Raw genomic sequence first — 21,502 nt, 5'->3', positions numbered from 1 at the left:
GTCCACGCTGAACGCACCGGTCGACACCGACTGCACGACGGTGCTCGAACCACCCCACCCTCCACAGCAATGCCAGAGAACACATCTGACGAGCGGACCGACGACGAACCACGAACCGACGGCGCGGGGACGAACGTCGTCCCGCCGGACGACGATACGCCGACGTGGAGCGAACGCAAGCGTCGACGGGTCGGCCTCCCTCGCCTCACCTACGAGTACTTCGAGCGAGCGCGACGCGAGGATCAGGATCTCCGTGAGGAGTCGACGTACGTCGAGCGCGACGTGCTCGCGTTCCCGACGTGGCCCCACGAACTGATCCGGAACCTCGCGCTGACGAGCTTCTTCGTCGGCATGCTCCTACTGCTGGCGGCGACGCTCCCGCCACACATCGGCGCCCCCGCGAACCGGAGCGTGACGCCGTCGATCATCCTGCCGGACTGGTACCTCTACTGGTCGTTCGGCCTCCTGAAGCTCGGCCCGCTGAACCCCGAGCTCGCGGTGCTCGGCGGCGAGAAGGTCGTGAGCGACAAGACCTACGGCGTGTTGGCGAACGTCGTCGTGGTCGGCGTGATCGCGATGGTGCCGTTCCTCAACAAGGGGAGCGCCCGCCGCCCGGTCGAACAGCCGTTCTGGGCGGCGATCGGCGTCGGCGGCACCGTGTTCGCGTTCACGATCGCGGTGTACTCCGCGAAGAACCTCGTGCCGATGTCGCCGCCGCTGCTGTTCGACCTGACGTTCCTCCTCCCGCCCGTGGCGGCAGCGATCAGCTACGCGGTACTGAAGACGATGCGGGAGGGGTACATGTACGACCTCAACCGTCGCTACTACCGGCTCCGGCCGCCGAAGTGAGCGGCCGGTGGGGCTCAGCCGTCGAGGAACGCGTCCACTAACGCCGCTTCCGCTTTTCGCAGGTGAGCCCCGGCCGTCGACGAGGGGCTGTCGCTACAGGCGAGCGCGAACACCCGTCCCGCCGAGCCCGTGCGCCTGCGCGTCCGGGAGCGCGCTCGACCGTCGACGGCTCAGTCGAACGCGTACCACGAGCGAGAGACGCCGGGCAGCCCCTTCACCCGGACCTCGCGGCCGTCCTCGGTCTCCCTGAGTTCGATCACGCAGTCGAACTCGCTGGTGATCGTGTTGGTGGTCTGTGGGTCGTGTGCGGTCTCCTCGAGCGTGAACACGCCCAGCCCGCCGGTGTCCTCGATCCGGGAGGTGTAGATGTGGACGAACTTGAACACCGTCTCGACGTCGAGGTACTGGATCAGCGTCGAGATCGACACCAGCCCGTGGCGCACGTCCGAGACGTCGCGCTCGGAGAACCGCTTGAGCAGCTTCGCGGTGCCGATACTGACGCCGGTCAGGTCGCCCGGCGAGCCGACGCGCTCGGTCGCGATCTGCCGGATCGCCTCCCGGCTCTCGCTCCCGGAGCAGTCCACGATCCCGACCCGATTCGGATCGAGCGTCGGGACCTGCCGTTCGAACTCCCGGAGCAGGCTGGCGGCCGACGCCTTCGTCGTGACGCACAGTACCCCCTCGCCGGCCTCGTGGCCGGCGGCGAGCAGGCGGAACGCGACTTCGCGCTTTCCGACCATCGCGGGCCCGGTGATCAGGACGTTCGTCCCGGACGGTAACGCCTCGACGGTCCCCTCGGGGAGCGCCCCGGCCACGTCGTACTCCGTGCTCATTCCCACTCACCCTCCGCCCCATCGGGGAGTTCCTCGTCGACGATCTCCCGAACCGCGCCGACGAACTCCGTGTCCGAACTCATGTCGCCCAGTTCGTCGTCGGCGTCGGTTTCCGCCTCGTCGATCCGGTTCAGCAACTCCTCGTACTGCTCGCTGTCGGCCAGTTCGGCGTCGGTTTTCTCGGCCTCCAGCGCGCTCCGGCGGGCGACCAGCGAGTAGTACTCCTGGAGTTCCTCGTCGAGGTCGGCCCGATCCAGCAGCCGCTCGATCGTCTCGAACAGCTCCTCGCGCTGGGGTGGTTTGGAGACGTAGGCGTCGAACCCCATCTCCACCACGTCGAAGTCGGGGTCGACCGCGGTCACCATCGCGACCCGGCAGTCGATCCCCCGCTCGCGGATCTCGCGGAGCACTTCCCCCCCGGACATCTCGGGCATCATCCGATCCAACAGCACGACGTCGACGGTCTCGTCGACTGCCACGATCGCCGCCTCGCCGTCGGCGGCCAGACGGACCTCGTAGTCCGACTGGAGCCAGCGGCGGTAGGTTTCGGCCACGTCGGGCTCGTCCTCGACGACGAGGACCACCGGTGCCTCGCTCTCGCTCATACAGCCGGGTTCCGGCGCCACTCGCAAATAGCTACCGCGCTAGGCCGAGTCGGCGTCGGCCGCCGGGAGCCGGATCACGAACGTCGCGCCGCCGGCGTCGTTGTCCTCGACCCAGAGGTCGCCGCCGTACTCCGCGACCATCGCGTCGGCGAAGAAGAGCCCGAACCCCGAGCCGATCGACTTGGCGTGGCCGGTCACGCCCCGGCGGAAGATCGCCTCCTTCCGGTCGTCGTCGACGCCCTGCCCGTTGTCGGCGATCCGGACGGCGATCTCGTCGCCGACACGACCGGCGCGAACAGAGACCGACAGCCCCTCGGTGTCGTTGTGTTCGATCGCGTTGGTGACGATGTTGCCGAGCACGTCGCCCAGCAGCTCGTTCGCGCGCACCGGCATCCCCTCGGGGATCTCCGTGTCGAACGCCACCTCGGGGTAGGTCGCGCGGACCCGCTCGACCTCGGCGCGGAGTTCGGCCCCCACGTCGATCGGTTCGAGTTCGGGGTCGTCCTCGCGGGTCAACGTCTCCAGAACGGTCCGGACCCGCTGGACGATCTCGGTCACGTCGTCGCTCCACCGGACGATCGTCTCCACGTCGTCGAGCTGGTCCCCCTCCAGATCCTCGGCGAGGAACTCCGCCCGTGCCCGGATCACGGTGACGGCGTTGAGAACGTCGTGGCGCAGGATGGAGTTGAAGAACTCCATCTGCTCGGTCTGGCGTTCGAGCTGGGACTCGCGCTCGGAGCGGTCGAGCGCGACCTCCGCGTTGGCGGCGAGCAGTTTGACCAGCATCACGTCGTTGTCGTCGAACGCGCCGGCCGCCTCGGCTCCGACGTTCAACACGCCGTACTCCCCGAGGGGGACGACGAGTTCGCTCCCGATTGGGCTGTCGGGGTTGTACTGGTCCGACGCCGCCGCCATGTCGTCGACGACGAGCGATTCGCCGTCCTCGTACGCGCGCCACGAGAGGCTGTTCCCCGGCGCGTACACCGGGATGTCCCCGAACAGCTCCCGCGCGGCGTCGGTGATCGCGAGCGGTTCGAGCCGCTCCTCGCTCTCGTCGGCCAACCAGACGCCGGCGATGGAGTGGCCGAGCACCGTCTCGGCGGTCTCGACCGCGATCTCACACAGTTCGGTCTCGTCGCTCGCCCCGACCATCTCGCGGGTCGCGTCGTGGAGCTCGGCGATCTGCCGCTCGTGTCGCTTCCGCTCGGTCACGTCGCGAGTGTTGACGACGAACCCCTCGACGGCCGAGTTCGCCGGCGCCGTCGCGCCGCGGGACTCCACCCACCGCCACGAGCCGTCGGCGTGACGGAAGCGGTACTCGACGGTCAGGTCGCGGTCGGGCTGTTCCAGCGCCTCCCGGAACGCGGCGACGACCCGCCCGCGGTCGTCGGGGTGGACGTAGTCGAACGCGCTCTTCCCGAGGAGTGCATCGGGTTCGTACCCCAGGATGCGCTCGACCGAGGGGCTCTGGTACTGGTAGACGCCGTTCTGGTCCAGGATCGTGAGGATGTCGTTCGACTGCTCGACGAACGCTCGGAAGCGCTCCTCCTGCTCCTTGCGCTCGGAGGCGTCCCGGAGGAACGCGAGCAGCCGCTGCTCGCCGCCGATGCGGGCCCGCTTGAGGTTCACCTCACACCAGAGCGGGGTCCCGTCGGCGCGCTCGTGGAGCCAGTCGAACTGCTGGGGCGTGCCCTCGATCGCCGCCCGGATGCGCGCCATGGCCGCCGACTGGTCGAACCCCTCGTCGTCGGCGCTGACGTCGTCGACGCGCATCCCCTGTATCGTCCCGGGCTCGTAGCCCAGCATCTCGGCCCAGCGGCGGTTCACGTGTTCGAACGTCCCCGTCTCGGGGTCGGTGATCGCGATCCCGACCTCGGCCTCGACGAAGATGTCGCGGTACTCGGCGGGCGTGAGCTCCCACGTCGTCGGGTCGGCATCCTCCCCGTCGTCGCGGCGGTGGGTCCGGCGTCGTCGCTCCTCGCGCTCGACCGCGTCCACGACCCGCGCGGGCAGGTCCACGCCGGCGTCCAGCGGGACGTAGTCGGTCACGCCCGCGGCGGTCGCGTCGCTCGCGAGCGTCTCGGAGCCCTCGGCGGCGTACATGACGAACGGGAGCGTCGGCTCGCGCTCGCGGACGCGCTCGAGGAGCTCGACCCCCGTCGCGTCGGGGAGGTCGCCGGCCGCGGCGACGCAGTCGAACGCCTCGTCCTCGAGCAGGGAGCGTGCCGCCTCGGCCCGCGCCGTCGTCGTCACGTCGAGCCGGTCGTCCGCGTCCCCGAGTTCGGCCCCGACGGTGGCGTCGGAGCCCTCCACGTGGAGGACACGGATCCGGTCTGGCGGTGTCTGCATCGGTTGTCGTCCTCGTCTGTCTCTGCGACCGACGGTACGAATAACCGTTGGAAACCGTCAGCCGAGCGCTACGTGGTCGAGGGTGACTCACCCGCCGCGTGGGCTCCCGTCGAGTACTCCCGGGCCGCCTCGCGGATCACCTCCTCCGGGCCGACCACACACTCCCGACGCAGCTCCGGGAACTCCCCGTCGAGCATCGCCGCCACCTCGCCCTCCATCTCGGCGGCCGCCTCGACGGTCCGCCCCTGCAGATACTCGGTGATGAGGCTCGCGACCGCCCGGCTCACCGCACAGGACTCGCTCTCGAACGCGAGGCGCTCGATGGTCCCGTCCGGGGCCACGTCGACGTGGAACTCCCCCTCGTCGCCGCAGGTGGTCTCCTCGGAGGACTTCACCAGCGACGGGTTCGCGAGCCCGCCGGTGTTGTTCGGCTCGCGGTGGTGCTCGTACAGTCGGTCGGCGTAGCGCTCCCGCAGGTGAGTGTCGACTTTGGCCTCGGCGTCGTCGATCGCGTCGAGCAGGCGGTCGATCTCGTCGGTCGTGTTGTACACGTAGAACGACGCCCGGACCGACCCCGGCACGTCGAGGCGGTCGTGCAGCGGCTGCGTGCAGTGGTCGCCCGCGCGGACCGCGATCCCCCGCTCGTTCAGGATCGAGGAGAGGTCGTGGCCGTGGACGCCGTCGACGTTGAAGCTCACGAGCCCCGTGCGCTCCTCGCCCGGCCCCGGGCCGTACGTCTCCACGTCGTCGCGCTCGCGGAGGCGTTCGAGCGCGTACTGCGCGAGGCGGTTCTCGTGGTCGCGCACCCACGCCATCCCGAGGTCGTCGAGGTACTCCACCGCGGCCGCGAGCGCGATCCCCTCGGCGATCGGCGGCGTGCCGGCCTCGAACTTCCAGGGGAGCCCGTTCCACGTCGAGCGGTCGAACGTGACGTGCTGGATCATCTCGCCGCCGTAGAGGAACGGCTCCATCCCTTCGAGCAGCTCCTTCCGGCCGTAGAGCCCGCCGATCCCGGTGGGGCCGGCCATCTTGTGCCCCGAGAACGCGAAGAAGTCCGCGCCCATGGCCTCCACGTCGACGGGACGAGTCGGCGCCGACTGCGCGCCGTCGACGACGAGGACTGCGCCGGCGTCGTGCGCGAGATCGGCGAACGTTCGGACCGGGGTGATGGTGCCGAGCACGTTCGAGACGTGCGGGATCGACACCAGCGCCACGTCGTCGTCGATCAGCGACTTCGCGTGCTCGACGTCGACGTGGCCGTCGTCGGTGAGGCCGACGAACCGCACCTCCGCGCCCGTCCGCTTGGCGACCTGCTGCCACGTCACCAGCGAGGCGTGGTGCTCCATCTCGGTGGTGACGATCGCGTCGCCGGGGCCGAACTCGGGGAGGGCGAGCCCGTGGGCGACGAGGTTGATGCTCTCGGTCGTGTTGCGCGTGAAGATCAGCTCCTCGCGCCCGCCGCTGGCGCCGACGAACGCGGCGACGCGGTCGTGGGCGTCCTCGTACGCCAGCGACGCCTCGTGGCTGAGCTCGTGGATGCCGCGGTGGACGTTGGCGTTGTAGCCCGCGTAGAACTCCTCGAAGATCTCGTACACCTGTCGAGGGGTGTGCGTGGTTGCGGCGTTGTCGAGGTAGGTGAGCGGTTCGCCGTTCACCTCGCGTTCGAGAACGGGGAAATCGTCCCGAACGTCGGCGACCTGTGGGGACATGGAGTGACCATACTTTCCAATCCTGTTAAAAGTTCTCGCGTCGCGGCCAGCCCACGGTGTCGGGCCTCGTTGGGCAACGCCTATGCCCGCCGGCGCCTACCTCCCGTCGATGGACGACGATCGCGCGTTCGCGCTGGAATCCCGGCTCACCAACCACGGCTGCTACCTGCAGTCGATCGCCGTCGACGACGGGGCGTACCGGCTCACCTACCAGTCCGCCGCCGCCGACCAGCACGGCGAGATTCCCCATCAGCAGATCGGCGACGTGGTCAACGACTTCCGGAAGCTGTTCGATCAGCGCGACTGGCCGGTACGCAGCGTCGAGGCGACGGTGACGAACCTCGACGACGAGCCGATGGGGGTCTGGCGCGCCGATGCCGACTGGTTCGCAGCGCTGGAGTCGGGCGAGATGAGCGAAGTCGCGTTCTCCCGGCGCGTGCTCGACAGCCTGCGGGAGTGACTACCCGCCGGCCCGCATCGCCTTCCGTGAGAAATCCTCGATCAGCTCCTCGAACGCCGCCTCGGACAGGTCGTCGGCCTCGAAGACGACCGTGACCTCGGTGAGCTGGAGCGACGGGCCGATACTCACCTTCTCCGCCGAGAGATCGGCGCGCCAGCCCTCGCCCTCGACGCTCGTGTCGTCGACCGCGGTGCCGCCGAGGTTCTCCAGATAGTTCCGAGCGAGACGGACCGAGATACCGCGAAACTCCTTGGTCCGCTCCATCGCTACCCGCCCGCCACCGGCGGGAAGATGCTGAGCCGGTCGCCGTCCTCCAGTTCGGTCTCCATCCCGTCGAGATGCAGCGCCTCGCGCCCGCTCTTGAGGACGTTGATGTGCGGGCGCAGATCGCCGTCCTCGATCAGTTGGCCCGAGAGCCCCTCGTACTCCGCCTCGAGGTCGTGGAGCGCCTCGCCGATCGTGGTCCCCTCCGGGTACTCCCGTTCGACCACCTTCTGCCCGACCGCCTGCCGGAACGTCGCGAAAAACCGGAGTTCGACGTTCATGAGCCACCGAACCGGATGCCGTCCTCGACGAGGCGCTGATTGCGCCGGCGGTCGAGCGCGTCGCCGAGGTCGTCGTGGTCGTACAGCTGGGCGATCAGTTCGGCGTAGAGGTTCCGCCACGAGATGGCGTAGATCGGCGACTGCCCCCACGCCCGGAGTTCGGGGACGAACTCGTCGAACCGCTCCATCCGGCTCTCGAGACGCTCGACGGCGTCGAGCACGTACCCCACCGCCTCGTCGTCGTCCTCGGCGGCCTCGATGGCGTCGTTGATGCGACGCTCCCAGCCCGCGACCGCCTCGCGCATGTCCTGTCGTGCGTCGTCGTCGCCGGGCAACGAGTCGAGGATCGGTTCCGGGGCGCCGAGTGAGACCGTCTCCATACCCCCGAGTGACACGCCGACGCGGATAAAGCTCCCGGCAGGAGAAACCGCTGTAGGGCAACGGGATTCTACGGCTCGACCTGCCAAAAATTGTAATTGGTTCCAGTTACATCGTCGTGAGAACGACTAACACCGAACAGGCCGTATGTAAGTAACGAGCATTACCTATGACTGATCTCGGCGGCTTCCAAGACCGCGTCGCTCGCATCGATCTCGGTGCGGGCGACGTCGGGTACGAGAGCATCGACGACGAGGACGCGCGCAAGTACATCGGCGCGCGCGGCCTCGGCGTGAAGTACGTGTTCGACAACGGCCCCGACGTCGAACCGCTGGGCGAGGAGAACCTCCTCGCGTTCATGAACGGACCGCTCACGGGGACGCAGACCCCGATGAGCGGACGGATCGCCGTCGTCACCAAGTCCCCGCTGACGGACACGGTGACCGACTCCCACCACGGCGGCTGGAGCGGCGCCCGGCTGAAGTGGGCCGGCTTCGACGGGCTGCTGTTCGAGGGGAAGGCCGACGAGCCCGTCTACGCCGTCGTCGAGGACGGCGAGGTCGAACTCCGGGACGCCAGCCACCTCTGGGGCGAGGGTATCCACGACACGATCGACACGCTCGAAGAGGAGGTCGACGGCGCCTACGGCAAGAACCTCTCGGCGATGGCGATCGGTCCCGGCGGCGAGAACCAGGTGCGCTACGCCTGCATCATCAACGAGGACGACCGCGCCTCCGGCCGGGGCGGCACCGGCGCGGTGATGGGGTCGAAGAACCTCAAAGCCGTCGTCGTCAAGTCCGGCACGGAGATGCCCAAGCCCACCGACCGCGAGACGTTCATGGAGGGCCACAAGGCGGCGATGCAGGCCATCCAGGAGTCCGACGTGACCGCGCCCAACGAGGGCGGCCTCTCGGTGTACGGGACGAACGTGCTGATGAACCTCACCGAGGAGATGGACGGGCTCCCGACCCGGAACGGGCGGTTCACCTCGACCAGCATGGAGGCCGAGGAGGAGCCCGACGAGCCGAACATCGACTCCGAGAACGTCTCGGGGGAGAACGTCGAGGAGAACATCCTCGTCAACGACCCGACCTGTCACTCCTGTCCGGTCGCGTGTAAGAAGGAAGTCGAGGTCGACGTCCACCACAAGGGGCAGGACCTCAACATCCGGATGGAGTCGTACGAGTACGAGTCCGCGTGGGCGCTCGGCCCCAACTCGATGAACGACGACCGCGACAAGGTCGCGCTGCTGATGGACCGCTGTAACGACTACGGCATCGACACCATCGACAGCGGCAACATGCTCGCGTTCGCGATGGAGGCCGCCGAGAAGGGGTATCTCGACGCGTTCGACGAGACCCTCGACTGGGGCGACGTGGACGCGATGGTCGAGATGCTCGAGAAGATCGCCTACCGCGACACCGAGCTCGCGGACGTGCTCGCGGAGGGGCAGAAGCGCGCCGCCGCCGAACTCGACGCCCACGACTGCCGCCTCGACGTGAAGGGCCAGTCGATCGCCGCCTACGACCCGCGCGGCCTGAAGGGGATGGGGATCGGCTACGCCACCTCGAACCGCGGCGCCTGCCACCTGCGTGGCTACACGCCCGCGGCGGAGATCCTCGGCATCCCGGAGAAGGTCGACCCGACCGAGTGGGAGGGGAAAGGCGAGCTCACCGCCACGTTCCAGGACCTCCACGCCATCTCGGACTCCTTCGACATCTGCAAGTTCAACGCCTTCGCCGAGGGGATCGAGGAGTACATCGACCAGTACAACGGGATGACCGGCCGCTCCGTCGGCGAGGAGGAGCTGATGGAGGCCGGCGAGCGCGTGTACAACCTCGAACGCTACTACAACAACCTCGCCGGCTTCGACGGCGAGGACGACTCGCTGCCGGACCGCTTCGTCGAGGGCGCCGAGGACGCGGTGCCCGCCGGCGGCGGGATCGAGGGCGAGCTCTGCGAGCTCGACGCGATGAAGGAGGAGTACTACGAGCACCGCGGCTGGGTCGACGGCGTCGTCCCCGACGAGAAGCTCGACGATCTCGGCATCGAGATCGGGCCGGGAACCGGCGTCTCCGCGGGCGGTGCGGCACCTGCGGACGACTGACGGTGTCGCCGACGCGAGCAGCCGGCGACGGGTAAAAATTGGGGGTCGCTACTCCGCGGCCTCGTCCGCCTTCTCGCGCTTGAACCGCGCTTTGAACTCTTCCGCGGGGCCGACTTTCTCCGCGATCGTCGCGCCGATCAGCGCGCCGAACCCGGCGGCAGTGCTCGCCGCGTTCTTGCCCACCAGCCCCCCGAGGCCGCCACCGATGGCGGCGCCCGCGGCGGCGAACTGTGCACGTCGGATCGTCTTCTGAATGCGTTCTTTCACACACGACAGTATTCGCCGACGGAAGAAAAAGCCGTCGGCGGTCCGTCATACCGTCGATCGCGCCGAGACGGTGGGGTGCGGGAAGCCACCCCGACCGGGACCCGTGGATTTATGGCGTTCTCCCGGCTACCCACAGCCGTCGACAGACACGGCGCTTTTCTCGCCGTAACGTCGACAATCCAACACAGCGCTCGACCGCGTGGCGAGGGGTCCGCCACCATCGGCGCACCGTCGGACCGACCACGGGGGCCACCCGGTCCGACACATCCGCCTCCCCCGCCCTCTCCACCCTTCCGACGCCGATCAGCGACGGGTGAGCGTCACGCGATCGCCCGACTCGGCCGCCTCGTAGATCGCGCCCACGATCGCCACGTCCGTCAGCCCGTCGTGGCCGTCGGGCTCGGGCGGCGTCCCCGTCAGCACGCAGTGGGCGAAGTAGTCGAACTCCTCGCGTGTCTCGTCGGCCCCGATCCCCGAGAGCTCCACCTCGCCCTCGTCGGTGCTCACCCGGACGGTCCGGTCGCCGCCCGGGACGAACGCGTTCTCGACGCGGACGCGGCCGTCGCTGCCGACCAGCTCCAGCCACGAGTCCGCCTCGCCGCTGAAGCTCGCGGTGAACTCCCCGACGACGCCCTCGGGGAACGACGCGAGGACGTGGACGTGCTCGTCGGCGAAGCGGTGGCTCTCGGGATCGTCCGGGCGGTCGCCGAACGGCTCGCTCGCGCGGGCCATCGCCTCGACTGCCCCCGGATCCGCGCCGAGCAGGTATCGCGTGGTGTTGAGCGGGTAGACGCCCACGTCCATCAGCGCGCCGCCGCCCGCGAGTTCGGCGTCGAGGCGCCACTGGTCGGGCCCCTTCGACCCGGCGAGGACGGGGAACGTGAACTCGCCCATCGCCTTCGTCGGCTCGCCGATGCCGCCCCGGGAGACGAACGAGCCGAGCGCGCGGATCACGGGGTCGGCCTGCATGCGGTAGGCGGTCATCAGCGTCACGCCGGCGTCCTCGCAGGCGTCGACCGCCGCCGTGGCGCGTTCCGTCGTCGCTTCGAGCGGCTTCTCACAGATCACGTGTTTTCCGTGATCGGCGGCGGTCCGGATCTGGTCGAGGTGGAGGCGGTTCGGCGTCGCAACGTAGACGGCGTCGTAGGCGTCGACGGACTCGCCCTCGGCGTACCCCTCGTAGCTCAGGGGGACGGCGTCGTGCTCGTCGGCCACGCGCTCGGCCTTCTCGAGGTCGCCGGAGACGACGGCGCCGACCTCGGCGTAGTCGCCCGCCACGATCGCCGGGATCGAGACGTTCCGGGCGTAGTTCCCCAGCCCCACGACCGCGATCGGTACCGTTCCCTCGGGGTCGGTGTCCCAGTCGCGGGTCGAGGCCGCGTCAACGAGTGTCTGCAGGTCCATACCTCCGGGTGGGGACGCGCACGGGAAAACGGTTGGCGGAAGGGGAAGCGACGGCCGACCCCGCGGGGAACAGGGGGAGAGCTTTCCCCGCCGAGTCGTACGTCCCCCCATGGAACCGATCAACGAATCCGACCTGCCGTGGACGACGACCGAACGCGGAGGGACGGCGTTCCGGCGGAAGAAGCTCGCCGCCGCGGCGGGCGACGACCACGATCTGGGCTGTAGCCTCTACGAACTCCCGCCCGGGAAGCGGTCGTGGCCCTACCACTACCACACGGGCAACGCCGAGGCGCTCTACGTGCTCGCCGGGCGCGGGCTGCTGCGCGCGGCCGACGACGAGCACCGACTCCGGCCCGGCGACTACGTCTCTTGCCCCGTGGGAGAAGCCGGCGCCCACCGCGTAGTCAACGACGGCGACGAACCGCTGCGCTACCTCGCGCTGTCGACGATGCGCGAGCCCGACGTGACCGTCTACCCCGACTCGGGGAAAGTCGGCGTCTACGCGGGCTCGCCGCCCGGCGGCGAGGGCGAGCGCGACGTGTCGGGCTACTACGACCGCGACGCGACCGTCGACTACTGGGCCGGCGAGGAGTGAGCAGTCCCGACCGACGGCCGCCTCAAATCCGTTTCAGTAACGCCGCTTACAAAAATGTCGTTCAGCTTATCTTAATGGTGCCGGCGGTCGTCGTATGACGTGTATGACTGAACCCAACCCATCCGCGTCACGATCCACGACTCCGGGCACGCGCGAGCCACGGCTCGGCACCTCCTCGGGGATGCTCGTCGGCACGCTGCTCATGGGTGTCGTGCTGCTCGGCGGGCTGTTCACCGCGGTCACCTCGCCGGCGCTGTTCACCGGGCTGGCAGTCGGCCTCGGCGCCGGCGCCGTCGCGGGCGTCGTCGCCACCCGCCGGCGAGCGTCCCGGGACCGACGGTTCTGCGTCCCGCGGACGAGCGCCTGTGTCCGGCTCTGACTCGCGAAATACGGTCATAATTTTTACATAATTGCAGTTCACCGAACACTTTTTCGGGTTCGCCGCCGGATTTCCCGTATGAGCGAACGGATCGGGCCGATTCAGGGCGGTAGTGAGGGCGTCGAGCCCGCCGACGCGTTCGGGCTGGTGGCCAACGAGACCCGGCTCGCGATCCTCGAAGCGCTGTGGACCGCCGACGACTCGCCGGTGCGGTTCTCGGCGCTGCGCGAGGACGTGGGGATGCGCGACAGCGCGCAGTTCAACTACCACCTCGACAAGCTGACCGACCAGTTCGTCCGGAAGGTCGACGAGGGGTACGAGCTCCGCCACGCCGGCGAGAAGGTGGTACAGGCGGTGCTCGCGGGCTCGTTCACGGAACACCCGACGCTCGACCCTATCGACGTGGGCGACCCCTGCGTGAACTGCGGCGCCGACCTCCGGGCGACGTACGAGGACGAACGCCTCTCGATCGCCTGCCCCGACTGTGGCTACGGCCACGGCGAGTACGCGTTCCCCCCGGGCGGGCTGACCGACCGGACCGACGAGGAGGTGCTCGCGGCGTTCGACCAGCGCGTCCGCCACCTCCACTGTCTCGCGAAAGACGGCGTCTGTCCGGAGTGCAGCGGGCGGATGGAGACCACCGTCGAGCGCGCCGAGGACTGCTGTCTCGGCGGCTCGCTCACCGCGATCCACCGCTGTTCGCAGTGTAACCACCAGCTCTGCTCCGCGGTCGGGCTCGCGCTGCTGGACGACAGCGTCGTCGTCGGCTTCCACCGCGAGCACGGCGTCTCGCTGTCGGAACGGCCGTACTGGACGCTGTCGTGGTGTGTCTCCGACGACGCGATCGAGCTCGTCGGCGAGCAGCCACAGCGGTTCGAGGTGACGATCGAACTCGGCGGCGAGGCGCTGACGGTGACGCTCGACGACGACCTGCACGTCCACGACACCGAGCGGTCCGCGGTCTGATTTTCGGCTCGACTTCGTTCCGCTGCCGCGTCCCCCAAAGCCTATGCGACGACCAGTCGGTCGTTTCAGCATGGCGACAGAGTCCCCGCCAGCCGTCGAGATCGACGGCCTCCACAAGCAGTTCGGCAGCGTGACCGCCCTCCGCGGCATCGACCTCACCGTCGAGCGCGGCGAGGTGTTCGGCTTCCTCGGCCCCAACGGCGCCGGGAAGTCGACGACGATCGACTGTCTGCTCGACTACCTCCGGCCGACCGAGGGCCAAGTCGAGGTGTTCGGCATCGACGCCCAGCAGGAGTCCGGCCGCGTCCGCCAGCGCGTGGGCGTGCTCCCGGACGGCTACGACACGTTCCCGGAGTACACCGCCCGCCAGCACGTCGAGTACGCGATCGCCTCGAAGAACGCCGACGCGGACCCCGACGCCCTGCTCGATCGCGTCGGGCTCGCCGGCGCGGAGACGCGCGTCGCCGACGACTTCTCGAAGGGGATGACCCAGCGGCTGATGCTCGCGATGGCGCTGGTCGGCGAGCCCGACCTGCTCGTGCTCGACGAGCCCTCCACCGGGCTCGACCCCAACGGCGTCCGCCTGATGCGCGAGATCGTGCGCGAGGAGGTCGATCGCGGCGCGACCGTGTTCTTCTCGAGCCACATCCTCGATCAGGTCGAGCGCGTGAGCGATCGCGTGGGGATCCTCGCCGACGGCGAACTCGTGGCCGTCGACAGCGTCGAGGGGCTGCGCGGCGCGGGCGCCGTCGCGACGCTCACGGTCCACTGTGAGTCGCTGCCCGACGGCGCCGTCGCCGCCGTCGAGGGCCTCGACGGGATCGACCCCGTGGAGGCCGAGGACGGCCGGCTGACGGCCACCTGCGCCGGTTCGGCGAAAGTCGACGTGCTCGACGTGCTCCGAGAGCACGGCGCCGAGATCCGCGACTTCGAGTCCGACGCCGGCTCGCTGGAGTCGGTGTTCGCCGCCTACACCGGCGAGGGCGGCGACGGCGGCGGCAGAGCGGCAGTCGAGATTTCGGAGGTGGCGGAGTGAGCCTCCGAACCCTCGTCGAGAAGTACGCGCTCGACACCCACCGCACCAAGTCGGCGTGGGTCGTCGCCGCGCTGTTCGTGATCGTGTTCGGCTTCGTCGGCTGGTCGACCGGCGGGCCGACGTATCGGGGGGAGATCCGTCCGCTGGTCGTCGGCGGCGTCCAGAACTCCGCGGGGATACTGGTGGTGCTGACGACGCTGGCGCTGGGCCACGGCGTCGTCGCCGGCGCCCGGGAGTCCGGATCGCTGCGAGTGCTGCTGGCGTACCCACACTCACGACGGGAGGTGGTGCTGGGCGCGTTCCTCGGTCGCGTCGGGCCGTTGCTCGCGGCGATCTCGGGCGGCCTGCTCGCGGCGCCGACGGCCTACACCCTCCGGACGGGGCAGCTTCCGGGAGCGGACTACCTCACCCTCGTGGGGTTCGTCCTGCTGTGGACCGTGTTCTGTACCGCCCTCGCGGTCGGAATCTCGGCGCTCGCGTCGACGGGGCGACGAGCCATCGGCGGCGCGTTCGGCGTGTTCCTCGGCTTCCTGTTCGTCTGGGACTGGCTCCCCACCGAGATCGTGCGCCGGATGTACCCGCCCGAGCAGCAGCGCCCACGTCCGGAGTGGGCACAGCTCTGGGTGAACCTCGACCCCGTCACGGCGTACCAACGCGGGACGAGTATGCTCTCCTACCCGCCGGAGGGGCCGCTGGCGGCGTACGAGACGCTGCCGTTCTTCGCGGCCGTGCTCGCCGCGTGGGCGATCGTCCCGATCGCGCTGGCACTCTGGCGGTTCCCACAGACCGACCTCTGAGGCCGGCGCCGGGCCGCCTACCGGTCGACCTCGCCCATGATCGTGTCCAGACTCCCGAGGGTCGCGATCAGGTCGGGGAGCATCCCGCCGGTCGCCATCTCCGGCAGCACCTGGAGGTTCGAGAAGGAGGGACCGCGGATCTTGAACCGGGCGGGCTGGTCGGTGCCGTCGCTGCGGATGTAGATACCGAGTTCCCCTTTCGCGGCCTCGACGGTCCGGTACACCTCGGCGCCGTCGTCGGGCTTGATCGTCCGCGGGACGCTGGCTTGGATCGTCCGGTCGTCCTCGGGCCAGTCCGCGAGCCGGTCGACACACTGCTCGACGATCGCCGCGGACTCCTCCAGTTCCCGCAGCCGAACGAGCAGCCGGGCGTAGTTGTCACAGCCGTCCTCGGTCACGACGCTCCAGTCGAGTTCGTCGTAGTAGCCGTACGGGTCGTCCCGGCGAACGTCGTAGTCGATGCCCGAGCCGCGGGCGACCGGGCCCGTACAGCCGTACTGCTTTGCGGTTTCGGGAGCGAGGTGGCCGGTGTCGACGGTCCGTAGCTGGAGGAGCTCGTTCTCGGTCAGGAGGCTGTGGTACTCCCGAAGCCGTTCGGGCAGCCCGTCGAGGAACGCCCGCACGTCGGCCAAGAACTCGTCGCGGGGGTCGGGCAGGTCCCAGACGACCCCGCCGAGCCGGAAGTAGTTGAACATCAGGCGCTGGCCCGTCACGTCCTCCAGCAGTTTCTGGATCCGTTCGCGCTCCTGAATCGCGTACATGAACGTGGCCGTGAAGTCGCCCACCACGTCGAGCGCGTACGCGCCGACCGCGAGGAAGTGGCCGAGCATCCGGCTGAGTTCGGCAGTAAGCGTCCGGAGCAGCTGTGCGTACTCGGGCACTTCGATATCGGCCAGCGCCTCGGCCGCACGGGCGTACGCCCACTCGTTGCAGAGCCCGGCGCCGCTCCAGTCCCAGCGATCCGGGTACGGCATGATCTGGTGGCGGTACGTCCCCGACTCGCACATCTGCTCCTCACAGCGGTGGATGTAGCCGATGTCGGGCTCCACGTCGACGACCTGCTCGCCGTCGAGCGTCGTCTCCAGATGCATCACACCGTGGGTCGCGGGGTGGTGGGGGCCGACGTTGAGGAACATCGTCTCGGCGCCGTCGGCGGCCTCCCGCTCCTCGGCGTCCGTGAGCCGTCCCTCGTTCTCCCGCAGCGGCACGATCTGCGGGGCGTCCCCGTCGTCGTCGTGGCTCAGCGGGTGGCCCTGCCACGTCTCGGGCAGGAGGATCCGCCGGAGGTCGGGGTGATCCTCGTACTCGAACCCCAGCAGGTCGTACGCTTCGCGTTCGTGCCAGTCGATCGTCCGGAACGCGTCCGCGCCGGACTGGCTCGCCTTCTCGTCGAGGGGAACCGGGACGGCGACGCCGAGCTCCCGCGTCGGGTCGTCGTACGCCCGGAGGAGGTAGACGCTCTCGGCGTGGGTGTCGTACTCCTGTGCGACCACACAGGAGCAGTGATCGAGTCCGAGCCCCGTCCGGAGCGCGTCGAGGACGGCCGGGACGCGGTCGCCGCGGATCTCCAGCGCGGGGATGTCGCCGATCTCCCGCGAGTCCACGACCGCGGCTGCCAAACCGGCGTCGGCGATGGTCCGTCGGGCGTCCGTGAGCAGCGGGTCCGGCTCGGCGTCGACCGTCTCGATAACCGGCGGTTGCTGAGACACGGGTCGGGATCGGGGCGCCGGTCACTGGCGCGTTCTGCCGCACTCGACCGGGTATTTTTAAGCACCAGCGAGCAGACCCCGCGGTCGATGAAGTACGTCCGGCTGCGTGTCGCGTTCTCCGAGGAGACGATCAACCCCGTCCACGAGGCTATCTGTGACTCCGACGCCGTCGAGCGGGACGTGCTGCTCCACGAGGACCGCTCCGGCCCGGACCGGGACACGCTGCTGTACCGCGTCGACGGCGAGCCCGAGGCGTTCGCCGGGATGCTCCGGGCGGCACCCTCGGTGATCGAGTGGGAGTTCACGCCGGCGGCGGACGGGACGTTCTACGCGTTCGTCGAACAAGAGACGCCCGACCGGGACGAGGAGATCCTCGACGCGATCTCCCGGACGGGGATCATGGCCGTCCCGCCGATCGAGTTCGACAGCGACGGCACCGCGACGGTCACGCTGGTCGGGACGGCGGGCGCGATCCGGCCGGCGCTGGAGAACCTCCCGGACGAGATGCGGACCGAGGTGCTCCGCGTCGGCGAGTACGACCGCCGGCGCGAACTGTTCGACTCGGGGCTGACCGCACGCCAGCGCGAGGCGGTCGCGGCCGCTGTCGACGCCGGCTACTACGACAGCCCCCGGCGCGGCTCGATCGAGGGCGTCGCGGCGGCGCTCGGGGTGTCGCCGTCGACGGCCGCCGAACACCTGCGGAAAGCCGAGAGTCGGGTGATGGCGGCAGTTCTCGAACTCGAATGAAGGTCAGGGCTCCTCGACGCCGGTGAACTCGAAGCGTGCGCCGCCGTCCTCGCCGGCGACGAGCCGAACCGACCAGCCGTGGGCCTCGGCCACCTGCCCGACGATCGAGAGGCCGAACCCGGTCCCCTCGCCGGTGGTGTAGCCGGTTTCGAACACCGAGTCGCGCTCGCTCTCGGGGATGCCGGGCCCGTCGTCGGTGACGGCGAAGCCGCCGTCGATGTCGGCGACGGTGACGGTCACGCCGGGGCCGCCGTGTTCCACCGCGTTCCGGAAGAGGTTCTCGAACAGCTGTGTGAGCCGGCTCCGGTCGGCGACGATCGTTCCCTCGACAGCGATCCGGAGTTCCGCGTCGTCGGTTGCGACGGTCGTCCACGCGCTCTCGGCGACGTCGGCGACGGCGACCGGCGCCGGATCGATCGCGAGTTCGCCCTCGCGAGCGAGGTCGAGGAGCGTGTCGATCAGCGCGTTCATGCGCTCGTGGGCGTCGGCGACGTGACCGAGATGCTCGCTGTTACACTCCTCGGCGGCCAGTTCGAGTCGGCCCGACGCGACGTTCAGCGGATTGCGCAGGTCGTGGGAGACGATGGAGGCGAACCGTTCGAGCCGGCGCTCGCGCTCCTTCCGGGCCGAGATGTCCCGCCCGACGCTCAGGATCACGGTCTCGCCCCGATAGCGGATCAGGCTCGAACTGATCTCGACGGGAATGCGCTCGCCGTCTTTGGTCTCGTGGACCGTCTCGAACACCTGCGTCCCGTCCTCGGGCATCCCCTCGATCAGCGCCGCGATCTCGTCGGGGTCCGTCTCCGGGTTGATGTCGCGGGGGCCCATCCCCAGCAGCTCCTCCCGGCTGTAGCCGAGCCGCTCCACGGCGGCGTCGTTGACCGCGAGGAACTCCGCGTCGGTGTTGATGACCCACACCGTGTCGTTCATCCCGTTGATGAGCTCCTCGTGCTCCTCGCGGACGCGTTCGAGCTCGCGCTCGCGCTGCCGGCGCTCGGTGATGTCCCGGCTGATGACGGCGTACAGCGGCTCGTCGTCGGCCTCGATACGCCGGATGTGGACCTCGACGGGGAACGTCGAGCCGTCGGCGCGTTCGTACTCCCCCTCGAACCGGCGGCTGTCGCCCGGCTCCATGCGCGCCCAGATCTCGGCGGCCGACTCGGAGTCGATCGAGCAGTCGATCTCCCAGACCTTCGTTCCGATCAGCTCCTCGCGGTCGTAGCCGAGCTTCTCACACAGCCGGGCGTTGGGCTCGTCGATCGTCCCCTCGGCGTCGTGGACGTTGATCATGTCCGGCGACTGCTCGAACAGCGCCTCCAGCCGCGCGGTGGTCTGCTCCAAGCGCTTCTCCCGGCGCTCGCGCTCGCTCACGTCGGTGATGAACCCCTCGATCGCGACCAGCTCGTCGTTCTCGTACACGCCGCGGCCGCGCTCCCACATCCAGCGCGTCTCGCCCTCGCGGGTCCGGATCCGGTAGTTCACCTCGAACGTCCCCCGGTCGGCGATCGACGCCTGCACGCGCTCCCACATCTCGTCGCGGTCCGCGGGGTGGAGGATATCCGCCCCCCAGACCACGTCGCCGCGCTCCAGCGCGTCGGCGTCGTAGCCGGTCAGCTCCTCGACCTCGCCCTCCACGGTCTCCATCGGCCAGTCGGGCTCGTTTCGGCAGCGGTACACCATCCCGGGGAGGTTGTCGATCAGGCGCTCCAGCCGGTGGGTCCTGCGGGCGAGTAGCTGTTCGGAACGGACGGCCTCGACGGCGTTGACGATGCGGTTGGCGAGCACGGCGTACTGACTGGTGCCGCCCTCCTTCTGGAGGTAGTCGGTGACGCCCGCGGAGATGGCCTCGCTGGCGATCTCCTCGCTCCCCTTCCCGGTGTAGAGGATGAAGGGGAGGTCGGGATGGTCGGCGCGCACGGCTTCGAGCAGTTCGATCCCCGACCGACCCGGCATGTCGTAGTCGGCGACGACGCAGTCGACGCCCTCGTCGAGCCGGCCGAGCGCCTCGTCGGCGTTTTCGGCCGTCTCAACGGCGATTCGATCGTTCTCGCGCCGGAGGTACGTCGCTGTCAGATCCGCGAGGTCCGCGTCGTCGTCGACGTGGAGGACGCGGATCGTGCCGCCGGAGTCGTCCATCGCTGTTCGCCGTGGCAGAGTGCGCGTGGCGCTAAAAAGGCGGGGGTGGGTTTGCGGCCGACTGCCTGATTCAGTCGTCCTGGGTCTTGATGTCCGCGCTCAGGCCCTGTGCCATCTCGATGTCCTTCGAGTTGTTCAGGGTCCAGGCGGTGCGCTCGGTGACGGCCTCGATGACCTCACGCGCGCTGGGGTAACCGTTGCCGGACTTCTTCACGCCGCCGAAGGGAAGCTGGACCTCCGCGCCGATGCAGGGGAGGTTGCCGTACGCCAGCCCGACCTCGGCGTTGTCGCGGTAGTAGTTGATTTGGCGGTAGTCCTCCGAGATGATCGCGCCGGCGAGCCCGTACTCGGTGTCGTTGTGGATCTCGACGGCGTCCTCGATGTCGCCGCTGTACTTCAGCAGGGCGACGTGCGGGCCGAACACTTCCTCGTGCGTGCAGCGCAGGTCGTCGTGGGGGTCGGCCTCGTAGACGAACGGCCCGACCCAGTGGCCGTCCTCGTGGCCGTCCGGGATCTCGTCGTCGTCGAGCTCCTCGCGGTCGACGAGCACGTTCACGCCCTCGTCTTTCGCGAGCTGGTTGTACTTCGAGACCTTCTCCTTGTGCTCCTCCTCGATCAGCGGCCCCATGAACGTGTTCTCGTCGAGCGGGTCGCCGACGGCGACGGACTTCGCGTTCTCGACGAAGCGCTCCTTGAACTCGTCGTACACGTCCTCGTGGACGACGAGGCGCTCGGAGGAGACACAGCGCTGGCCGGTCGTCTTGAAGGAGCTCATCGTGGCCGAGTGGACCGCCACGTCGAGGTCGGCCTCCTCGGTGACGACGATGTTGTTCTTCCCGCCCATCTCACACGCCGCCAGCTTGCCGGGCTCGCCGCCCACCTTGGAGGCGATCTCGTGGCCGACCTCGGCGCTGCCCGTGAACAGCACCGTATCGATGCGGCCGTCGTCGGTGATCGCCGCGCCGGCGTCGCCGAACCCCTGCACCATGTTGAACACGCCGTCCGGGATGCCCGACTCCTCGAACATCTCGGCGATGATCTGTCCGCACCACGGCGTCTGCTCGGCGGGCTTCCAGACGACGGTGTTGCCCTCGACCAGCGAGACGGCCATGTGCCAGAACGGGATCGCGACCGGGAAGTTCCACGGCGTGATACAGCCCACGACACCGCGGGGCTTGCGGCGCATGTAGGCGTCCTTGCTCGGAATCTCCGACGGGACCACGTCGCCCTTGGGGTGGCGGGCGTCGCCGGCGGCCCACTCGACCATGTGCCAGGCCTCGGTCACGTCGGCTTTCCCCTCGGAGATCTCCTTCCCGCACTCCTTGGTGACGATCTCGCCGAGCTCCTCGTGGCGCTCCTTGAGCTCGTGGTAGATGTCCCAGAGGTACTCCGCGCGGTCGATGTGGGAGAGCTCCTTCCACTCCTCGAACGCCTCGTCGGCGGCCGCGATGGCCTCGTCGACGTCGTCCTCGGTGCCGCGGTGGAACTCCCCGAGCGTCTCGCCGTTCGCGGGGTTCTCGCTGGTGAACGTCTCGCTGCCGGTGCCCTCGACCCACTCGCCGTCGATGTAGTGCTGGTACGGTTCGCTGCTCATGTGTACTGAGAGTGGGGGCGGTGGCGTGAAAAACCCT

Annotated in this window: 21 protein-coding genes; 9 read left to right on the top strand and 12 right to left on the bottom strand. The window is 69.2% G+C overall.

Annotated features, from left to right (window positions below):
• Positions 1 to 69: 69 nt before the first annotated feature.
• Positions 70 to 849 carry a cytochrome bc complex cytochrome b subunit gene (locus tag ACQUSM_RS03635; RefSeq protein WP_435115826.1) on the top strand — a complete coding sequence of 260 codons (780 nt, stop codon included), beginning with the start codon at positions 70 to 72 and terminating at the stop codon, positions 847 to 849.
• Between the two features lie 170 nt (positions 850 to 1,019).
• Here the strand turns inward: ACQUSM_RS03635 and ACQUSM_RS03630 are convergent, their stop codons facing one another.
• From ACQUSM_RS03630 to ACQUSM_RS03615, 4 genes are all read right to left on the bottom strand, one after another.
• Entirely contained in the window at positions 1,020 to 1,682 is a 663-nt protein-coding gene (locus tag ACQUSM_RS03630; protein WP_435115824.1) for an RAD55 family ATPase, read from the bottom strand.
• Positions 1,679 to 2,287: a response regulator gene (locus ACQUSM_RS03625; RefSeq protein ID WP_435115821.1), complete on the bottom strand. Its 609-nt coding sequence runs from the start codon at positions 2,285 to 2,287 to the stop codon at positions 1,679 to 1,681. The genes ACQUSM_RS03630 and ACQUSM_RS03625 overlap by 4 nt, the downstream gene beginning before the upstream one ends.
• Before the next feature lie 39 nt (positions 2,288 to 2,326).
• Positions 2,327 to 4,636, bottom strand: coding sequence for a PAS domain S-box protein (locus ACQUSM_RS03620; protein WP_435115819.1), 2,310 nt, complete (start codon positions 4,634 to 4,636; stop codon positions 2,327 to 2,329).
• A 68-nt stretch (positions 4,637 to 4,704) separates the two neighbouring features.
• Positions 4,705 to 6,345 (bottom strand): SufS family cysteine desulfurase, encoded by a 1,641-nt coding sequence (locus ACQUSM_RS03615; RefSeq protein ID WP_435115817.1) that lies wholly within the window; start codon positions 6,343 to 6,345, stop codon positions 4,705 to 4,707.
• 109 nt (positions 6,346 to 6,454) lie between these two features.
• Between ACQUSM_RS03615 and ACQUSM_RS03610 the strand changes: the two genes are divergently transcribed.
• Positions 6,455 to 6,805 carry a hypothetical protein gene (locus ACQUSM_RS03610; protein WP_435115815.1) on the top strand — a complete coding sequence of 117 codons (351 nt, stop codon included), beginning with the start codon at positions 6,455 to 6,457 and terminating at the stop codon, positions 6,803 to 6,805.
• Here ACQUSM_RS03610 and ACQUSM_RS03605 read toward each other — a convergent pair whose 3' ends face one another.
• The 3 genes from ACQUSM_RS03605 to ACQUSM_RS03595 are packed head-to-tail and all read right to left on the bottom strand — an operon-like array spanning position 6,806 to position 7,730.
• On the bottom strand, positions 6,806 to 7,069 hold the full coding sequence (locus ACQUSM_RS03605; protein ID WP_435115813.1) for a hypothetical protein: 264 nt from the start codon (positions 7,067 to 7,069) through the stop codon (positions 6,806 to 6,808).
• A gap of 2 nt (positions 7,070 to 7,071) precedes the next feature.
• A complete protein-coding gene (locus tag ACQUSM_RS03600) occupies positions 7,072 to 7,350 on the bottom strand; it encodes a ubiquitin-like small modifier protein 1 (RefSeq protein WP_435115811.1) in 279 nt (92 codons plus the stop codon).
• Positions 7,347 to 7,730, bottom strand: coding sequence for a hypothetical protein (locus ACQUSM_RS03595; protein ID WP_053948046.1), 384 nt, complete (start codon positions 7,728 to 7,730; stop codon positions 7,347 to 7,349). The genes ACQUSM_RS03600 and ACQUSM_RS03595 overlap by 4 nt, the downstream gene beginning before the upstream one ends.
• Positions 7,731 to 7,897: 167 nt before the next feature.
• Here ACQUSM_RS03595 and ACQUSM_RS03590 point away from each other — a divergent pair, with 167 nt between their 5' ends.
• Positions 7,898 to 9,835, top strand: coding sequence for an aldehyde ferredoxin oxidoreductase family protein (locus ACQUSM_RS03590; protein ID WP_435115809.1), 1,938 nt, complete (start codon positions 7,898 to 7,900; stop codon positions 9,833 to 9,835).
• A 48-nt stretch (positions 9,836 to 9,883) separates the two neighbouring features.
• Here the strand turns inward: ACQUSM_RS03590 and ACQUSM_RS03585 are convergent, their stop codons facing one another.
• Positions 9,884 to 10,102: a hypothetical protein gene (locus ACQUSM_RS03585; protein WP_435115807.1), complete on the bottom strand. Its 219-nt coding sequence runs from the start codon at positions 10,100 to 10,102 to the stop codon at positions 9,884 to 9,886.
• A 303-nt stretch (positions 10,103 to 10,405) separates the two neighbouring features.
• Entirely contained in the window at positions 10,406 to 11,506 is a 1,101-nt protein-coding gene (gfo6, locus tag ACQUSM_RS03580; protein ID WP_435115805.1) for a D-xylose 1-dehydrogenase Gfo6, read from the bottom strand.
• Positions 11,507 to 11,615: 109 nt separating this feature from the next.
• Between gfo6 and ACQUSM_RS03575 the strand changes: the two genes are divergently transcribed.
• From ACQUSM_RS03575 to ACQUSM_RS03555, 5 genes are all read left to right on the top strand, one after another.
• Complete coding sequence (locus tag ACQUSM_RS03575; RefSeq protein ID WP_435115803.1) at positions 11,616 to 12,101, top strand: cupin domain-containing protein; 486 nt, start codon at positions 11,616 to 11,618, stop codon at positions 12,099 to 12,101.
• A 103-nt stretch (positions 12,102 to 12,204) separates the two neighbouring features.
• On the top strand, positions 12,205 to 12,480 hold the full coding sequence (locus tag ACQUSM_RS03570) for a hypothetical protein (protein ID WP_435115801.1): 276 nt from the start codon (positions 12,205 to 12,207) through the stop codon (positions 12,478 to 12,480).
• Positions 12,481 to 12,558: 78 nt separating this feature from the next.
• Positions 12,559 to 13,446 (top strand): DUF7351 domain-containing protein, encoded by an 888-nt coding sequence (locus tag ACQUSM_RS03565; protein ID WP_435115799.1) that lies wholly within the window; start codon positions 12,559 to 12,561, stop codon positions 13,444 to 13,446.
• A 70-nt stretch (positions 13,447 to 13,516) separates the two neighbouring features.
• Entirely contained in the window at positions 13,517 to 14,482 is a 966-nt protein-coding gene (locus tag ACQUSM_RS03560; protein ID WP_435115797.1) for an ABC transporter ATP-binding protein, read from the top strand.
• Positions 14,479 to 15,279, top strand: a complete 801-nt coding sequence (locus ACQUSM_RS03555) for an ABC transporter permease (RefSeq protein ID WP_435115795.1) — start codon at positions 14,479 to 14,481, stop codon at positions 15,277 to 15,279. The genes ACQUSM_RS03560 and ACQUSM_RS03555 overlap by 4 nt, the downstream gene beginning before the upstream one ends.
• Before the next feature lie 17 nt (positions 15,280 to 15,296).
• Here ACQUSM_RS03555 and ACQUSM_RS03550 read toward each other — a convergent pair whose 3' ends face one another.
• Positions 15,297 to 16,937: an NADH-quinone oxidoreductase subunit D gene (locus ACQUSM_RS03550; protein ID WP_435118277.1), complete on the bottom strand. Its 1,641-nt coding sequence runs from the start codon at positions 16,935 to 16,937 to the stop codon at positions 15,297 to 15,299.
• A gap of 138 nt (positions 16,938 to 17,075) precedes the next feature.
• Between ACQUSM_RS03550 and ACQUSM_RS03545 the strand changes: the two genes are divergently transcribed.
• On the top strand, positions 17,076 to 17,735 hold the full coding sequence (locus ACQUSM_RS03545) for a helix-turn-helix domain-containing protein (RefSeq protein WP_435115793.1): 660 nt from the start codon (positions 17,076 to 17,078) through the stop codon (positions 17,733 to 17,735).
• Between the two features lie 3 nt (positions 17,736 to 17,738).
• On the opposite strand, the gene ACQUSM_RS03540 is transcribed toward ACQUSM_RS03545, so the two are convergent.
• Positions 17,739 to 19,871, bottom strand: a complete 2,133-nt coding sequence (locus ACQUSM_RS03540; RefSeq protein WP_435115791.1) for a PAS domain S-box protein — start codon at positions 19,869 to 19,871, stop codon at positions 17,739 to 17,741.
• A gap of 70 nt (positions 19,872 to 19,941) precedes the next feature.
• Complete coding sequence (locus tag ACQUSM_RS03535) at positions 19,942 to 21,465, bottom strand: aldehyde dehydrogenase family protein (protein WP_435115789.1); 1,524 nt, start codon at positions 21,463 to 21,465, stop codon at positions 19,942 to 19,944.
• Positions 21,466 to 21,502 lie beyond the last annotated feature (37 nt).

The organism is Halolamina sp. C58, from assembly GCF_051195095.1.
Lineage (GTDB): Archaea > Halobacteriota > Halobacteria > Halobacteriales > Haloferacaceae > Halolamina.
Note: the sequence above shows the minus strand (reverse complement) of the source record. Positions and strands in the feature narration are given on the sequence as shown.

Coding starts and splice junctions, on each gene's coding strand:
- ACQUSM_RS03635 (WP_435115826.1), top strand. CDS start 70: ATGCCAGAGAACACATCTGACGAGCGGACCGACGACGAACCACGAACC.
- ACQUSM_RS03630 (WP_435115824.1), bottom strand. CDS start 1,682: ATGAGCACGGAGTACGACGTGGCCGGGGCGCTCCCCGAGGGGACCGTC.
- ACQUSM_RS03625 (WP_435115821.1), bottom strand. CDS start 2,287: ATGAGCGAGAGCGAGGCACCGGTGGTCCTCGTCGTCGAGGACGAGCCC.
- ACQUSM_RS03620 (WP_435115819.1), bottom strand. CDS start 4,636: ATGCAGACACCGCCAGACCGGATCCGTGTCCTCCACGTGGAGGGCTCC.
- ACQUSM_RS03615 (WP_435115817.1), bottom strand. CDS start 6,345: ATGTCCCCACAGGTCGCCGACGTTCGGGACGATTTCCCCGTTCTCGAA.
- ACQUSM_RS03610 (WP_435115815.1), top strand. CDS start 6,455: ATGGACGACGATCGCGCGTTCGCGCTGGAATCCCGGCTCACCAACCAC.
- ACQUSM_RS03605 (WP_435115813.1), bottom strand. CDS start 7,069: ATGGAGCGGACCAAGGAGTTTCGCGGTATCTCGGTCCGTCTCGCTCGG.
- ACQUSM_RS03600 (WP_435115811.1), bottom strand. CDS start 7,350: ATGAACGTCGAACTCCGGTTTTTCGCGACGTTCCGGCAGGCGGTCGGG.
- ACQUSM_RS03595 (WP_053948046.1), bottom strand. CDS start 7,730: ATGGAGACGGTCTCACTCGGCGCCCCGGAACCGATCCTCGACTCGTTG.
- ACQUSM_RS03590 (WP_435115809.1), top strand. CDS start 7,898: ATGACTGATCTCGGCGGCTTCCAAGACCGCGTCGCTCGCATCGATCTC.
- gfo6 (WP_435115805.1), bottom strand. CDS start 11,506: ATGGACCTGCAGACACTCGTTGACGCGGCCTCGACCCGCGACTGGGAC.
- ACQUSM_RS03575 (WP_435115803.1), top strand. CDS start 11,616: ATGGAACCGATCAACGAATCCGACCTGCCGTGGACGACGACCGAACGC.
- ACQUSM_RS03570 (WP_435115801.1), top strand. CDS start 12,205: ATGACTGAACCCAACCCATCCGCGTCACGATCCACGACTCCGGGCACG.
- ACQUSM_RS03565 (WP_435115799.1), top strand. CDS start 12,559: ATGAGCGAACGGATCGGGCCGATTCAGGGCGGTAGTGAGGGCGTCGAG.
- ACQUSM_RS03560 (WP_435115797.1), top strand. CDS start 13,517: ATGGCGACAGAGTCCCCGCCAGCCGTCGAGATCGACGGCCTCCACAAG.
- ACQUSM_RS03545 (WP_435115793.1), top strand. CDS start 17,076: ATGAAGTACGTCCGGCTGCGTGTCGCGTTCTCCGAGGAGACGATCAAC.
- ACQUSM_RS03540 (WP_435115791.1), bottom strand. CDS start 19,871: ATGGACGACTCCGGCGGCACGATCCGCGTCCTCCACGTCGACGACGAC.
- ACQUSM_RS03535 (WP_435115789.1), bottom strand. CDS start 21,465: ATGAGCAGCGAACCGTACCAGCACTACATCGACGGCGAGTGGGTCGAG.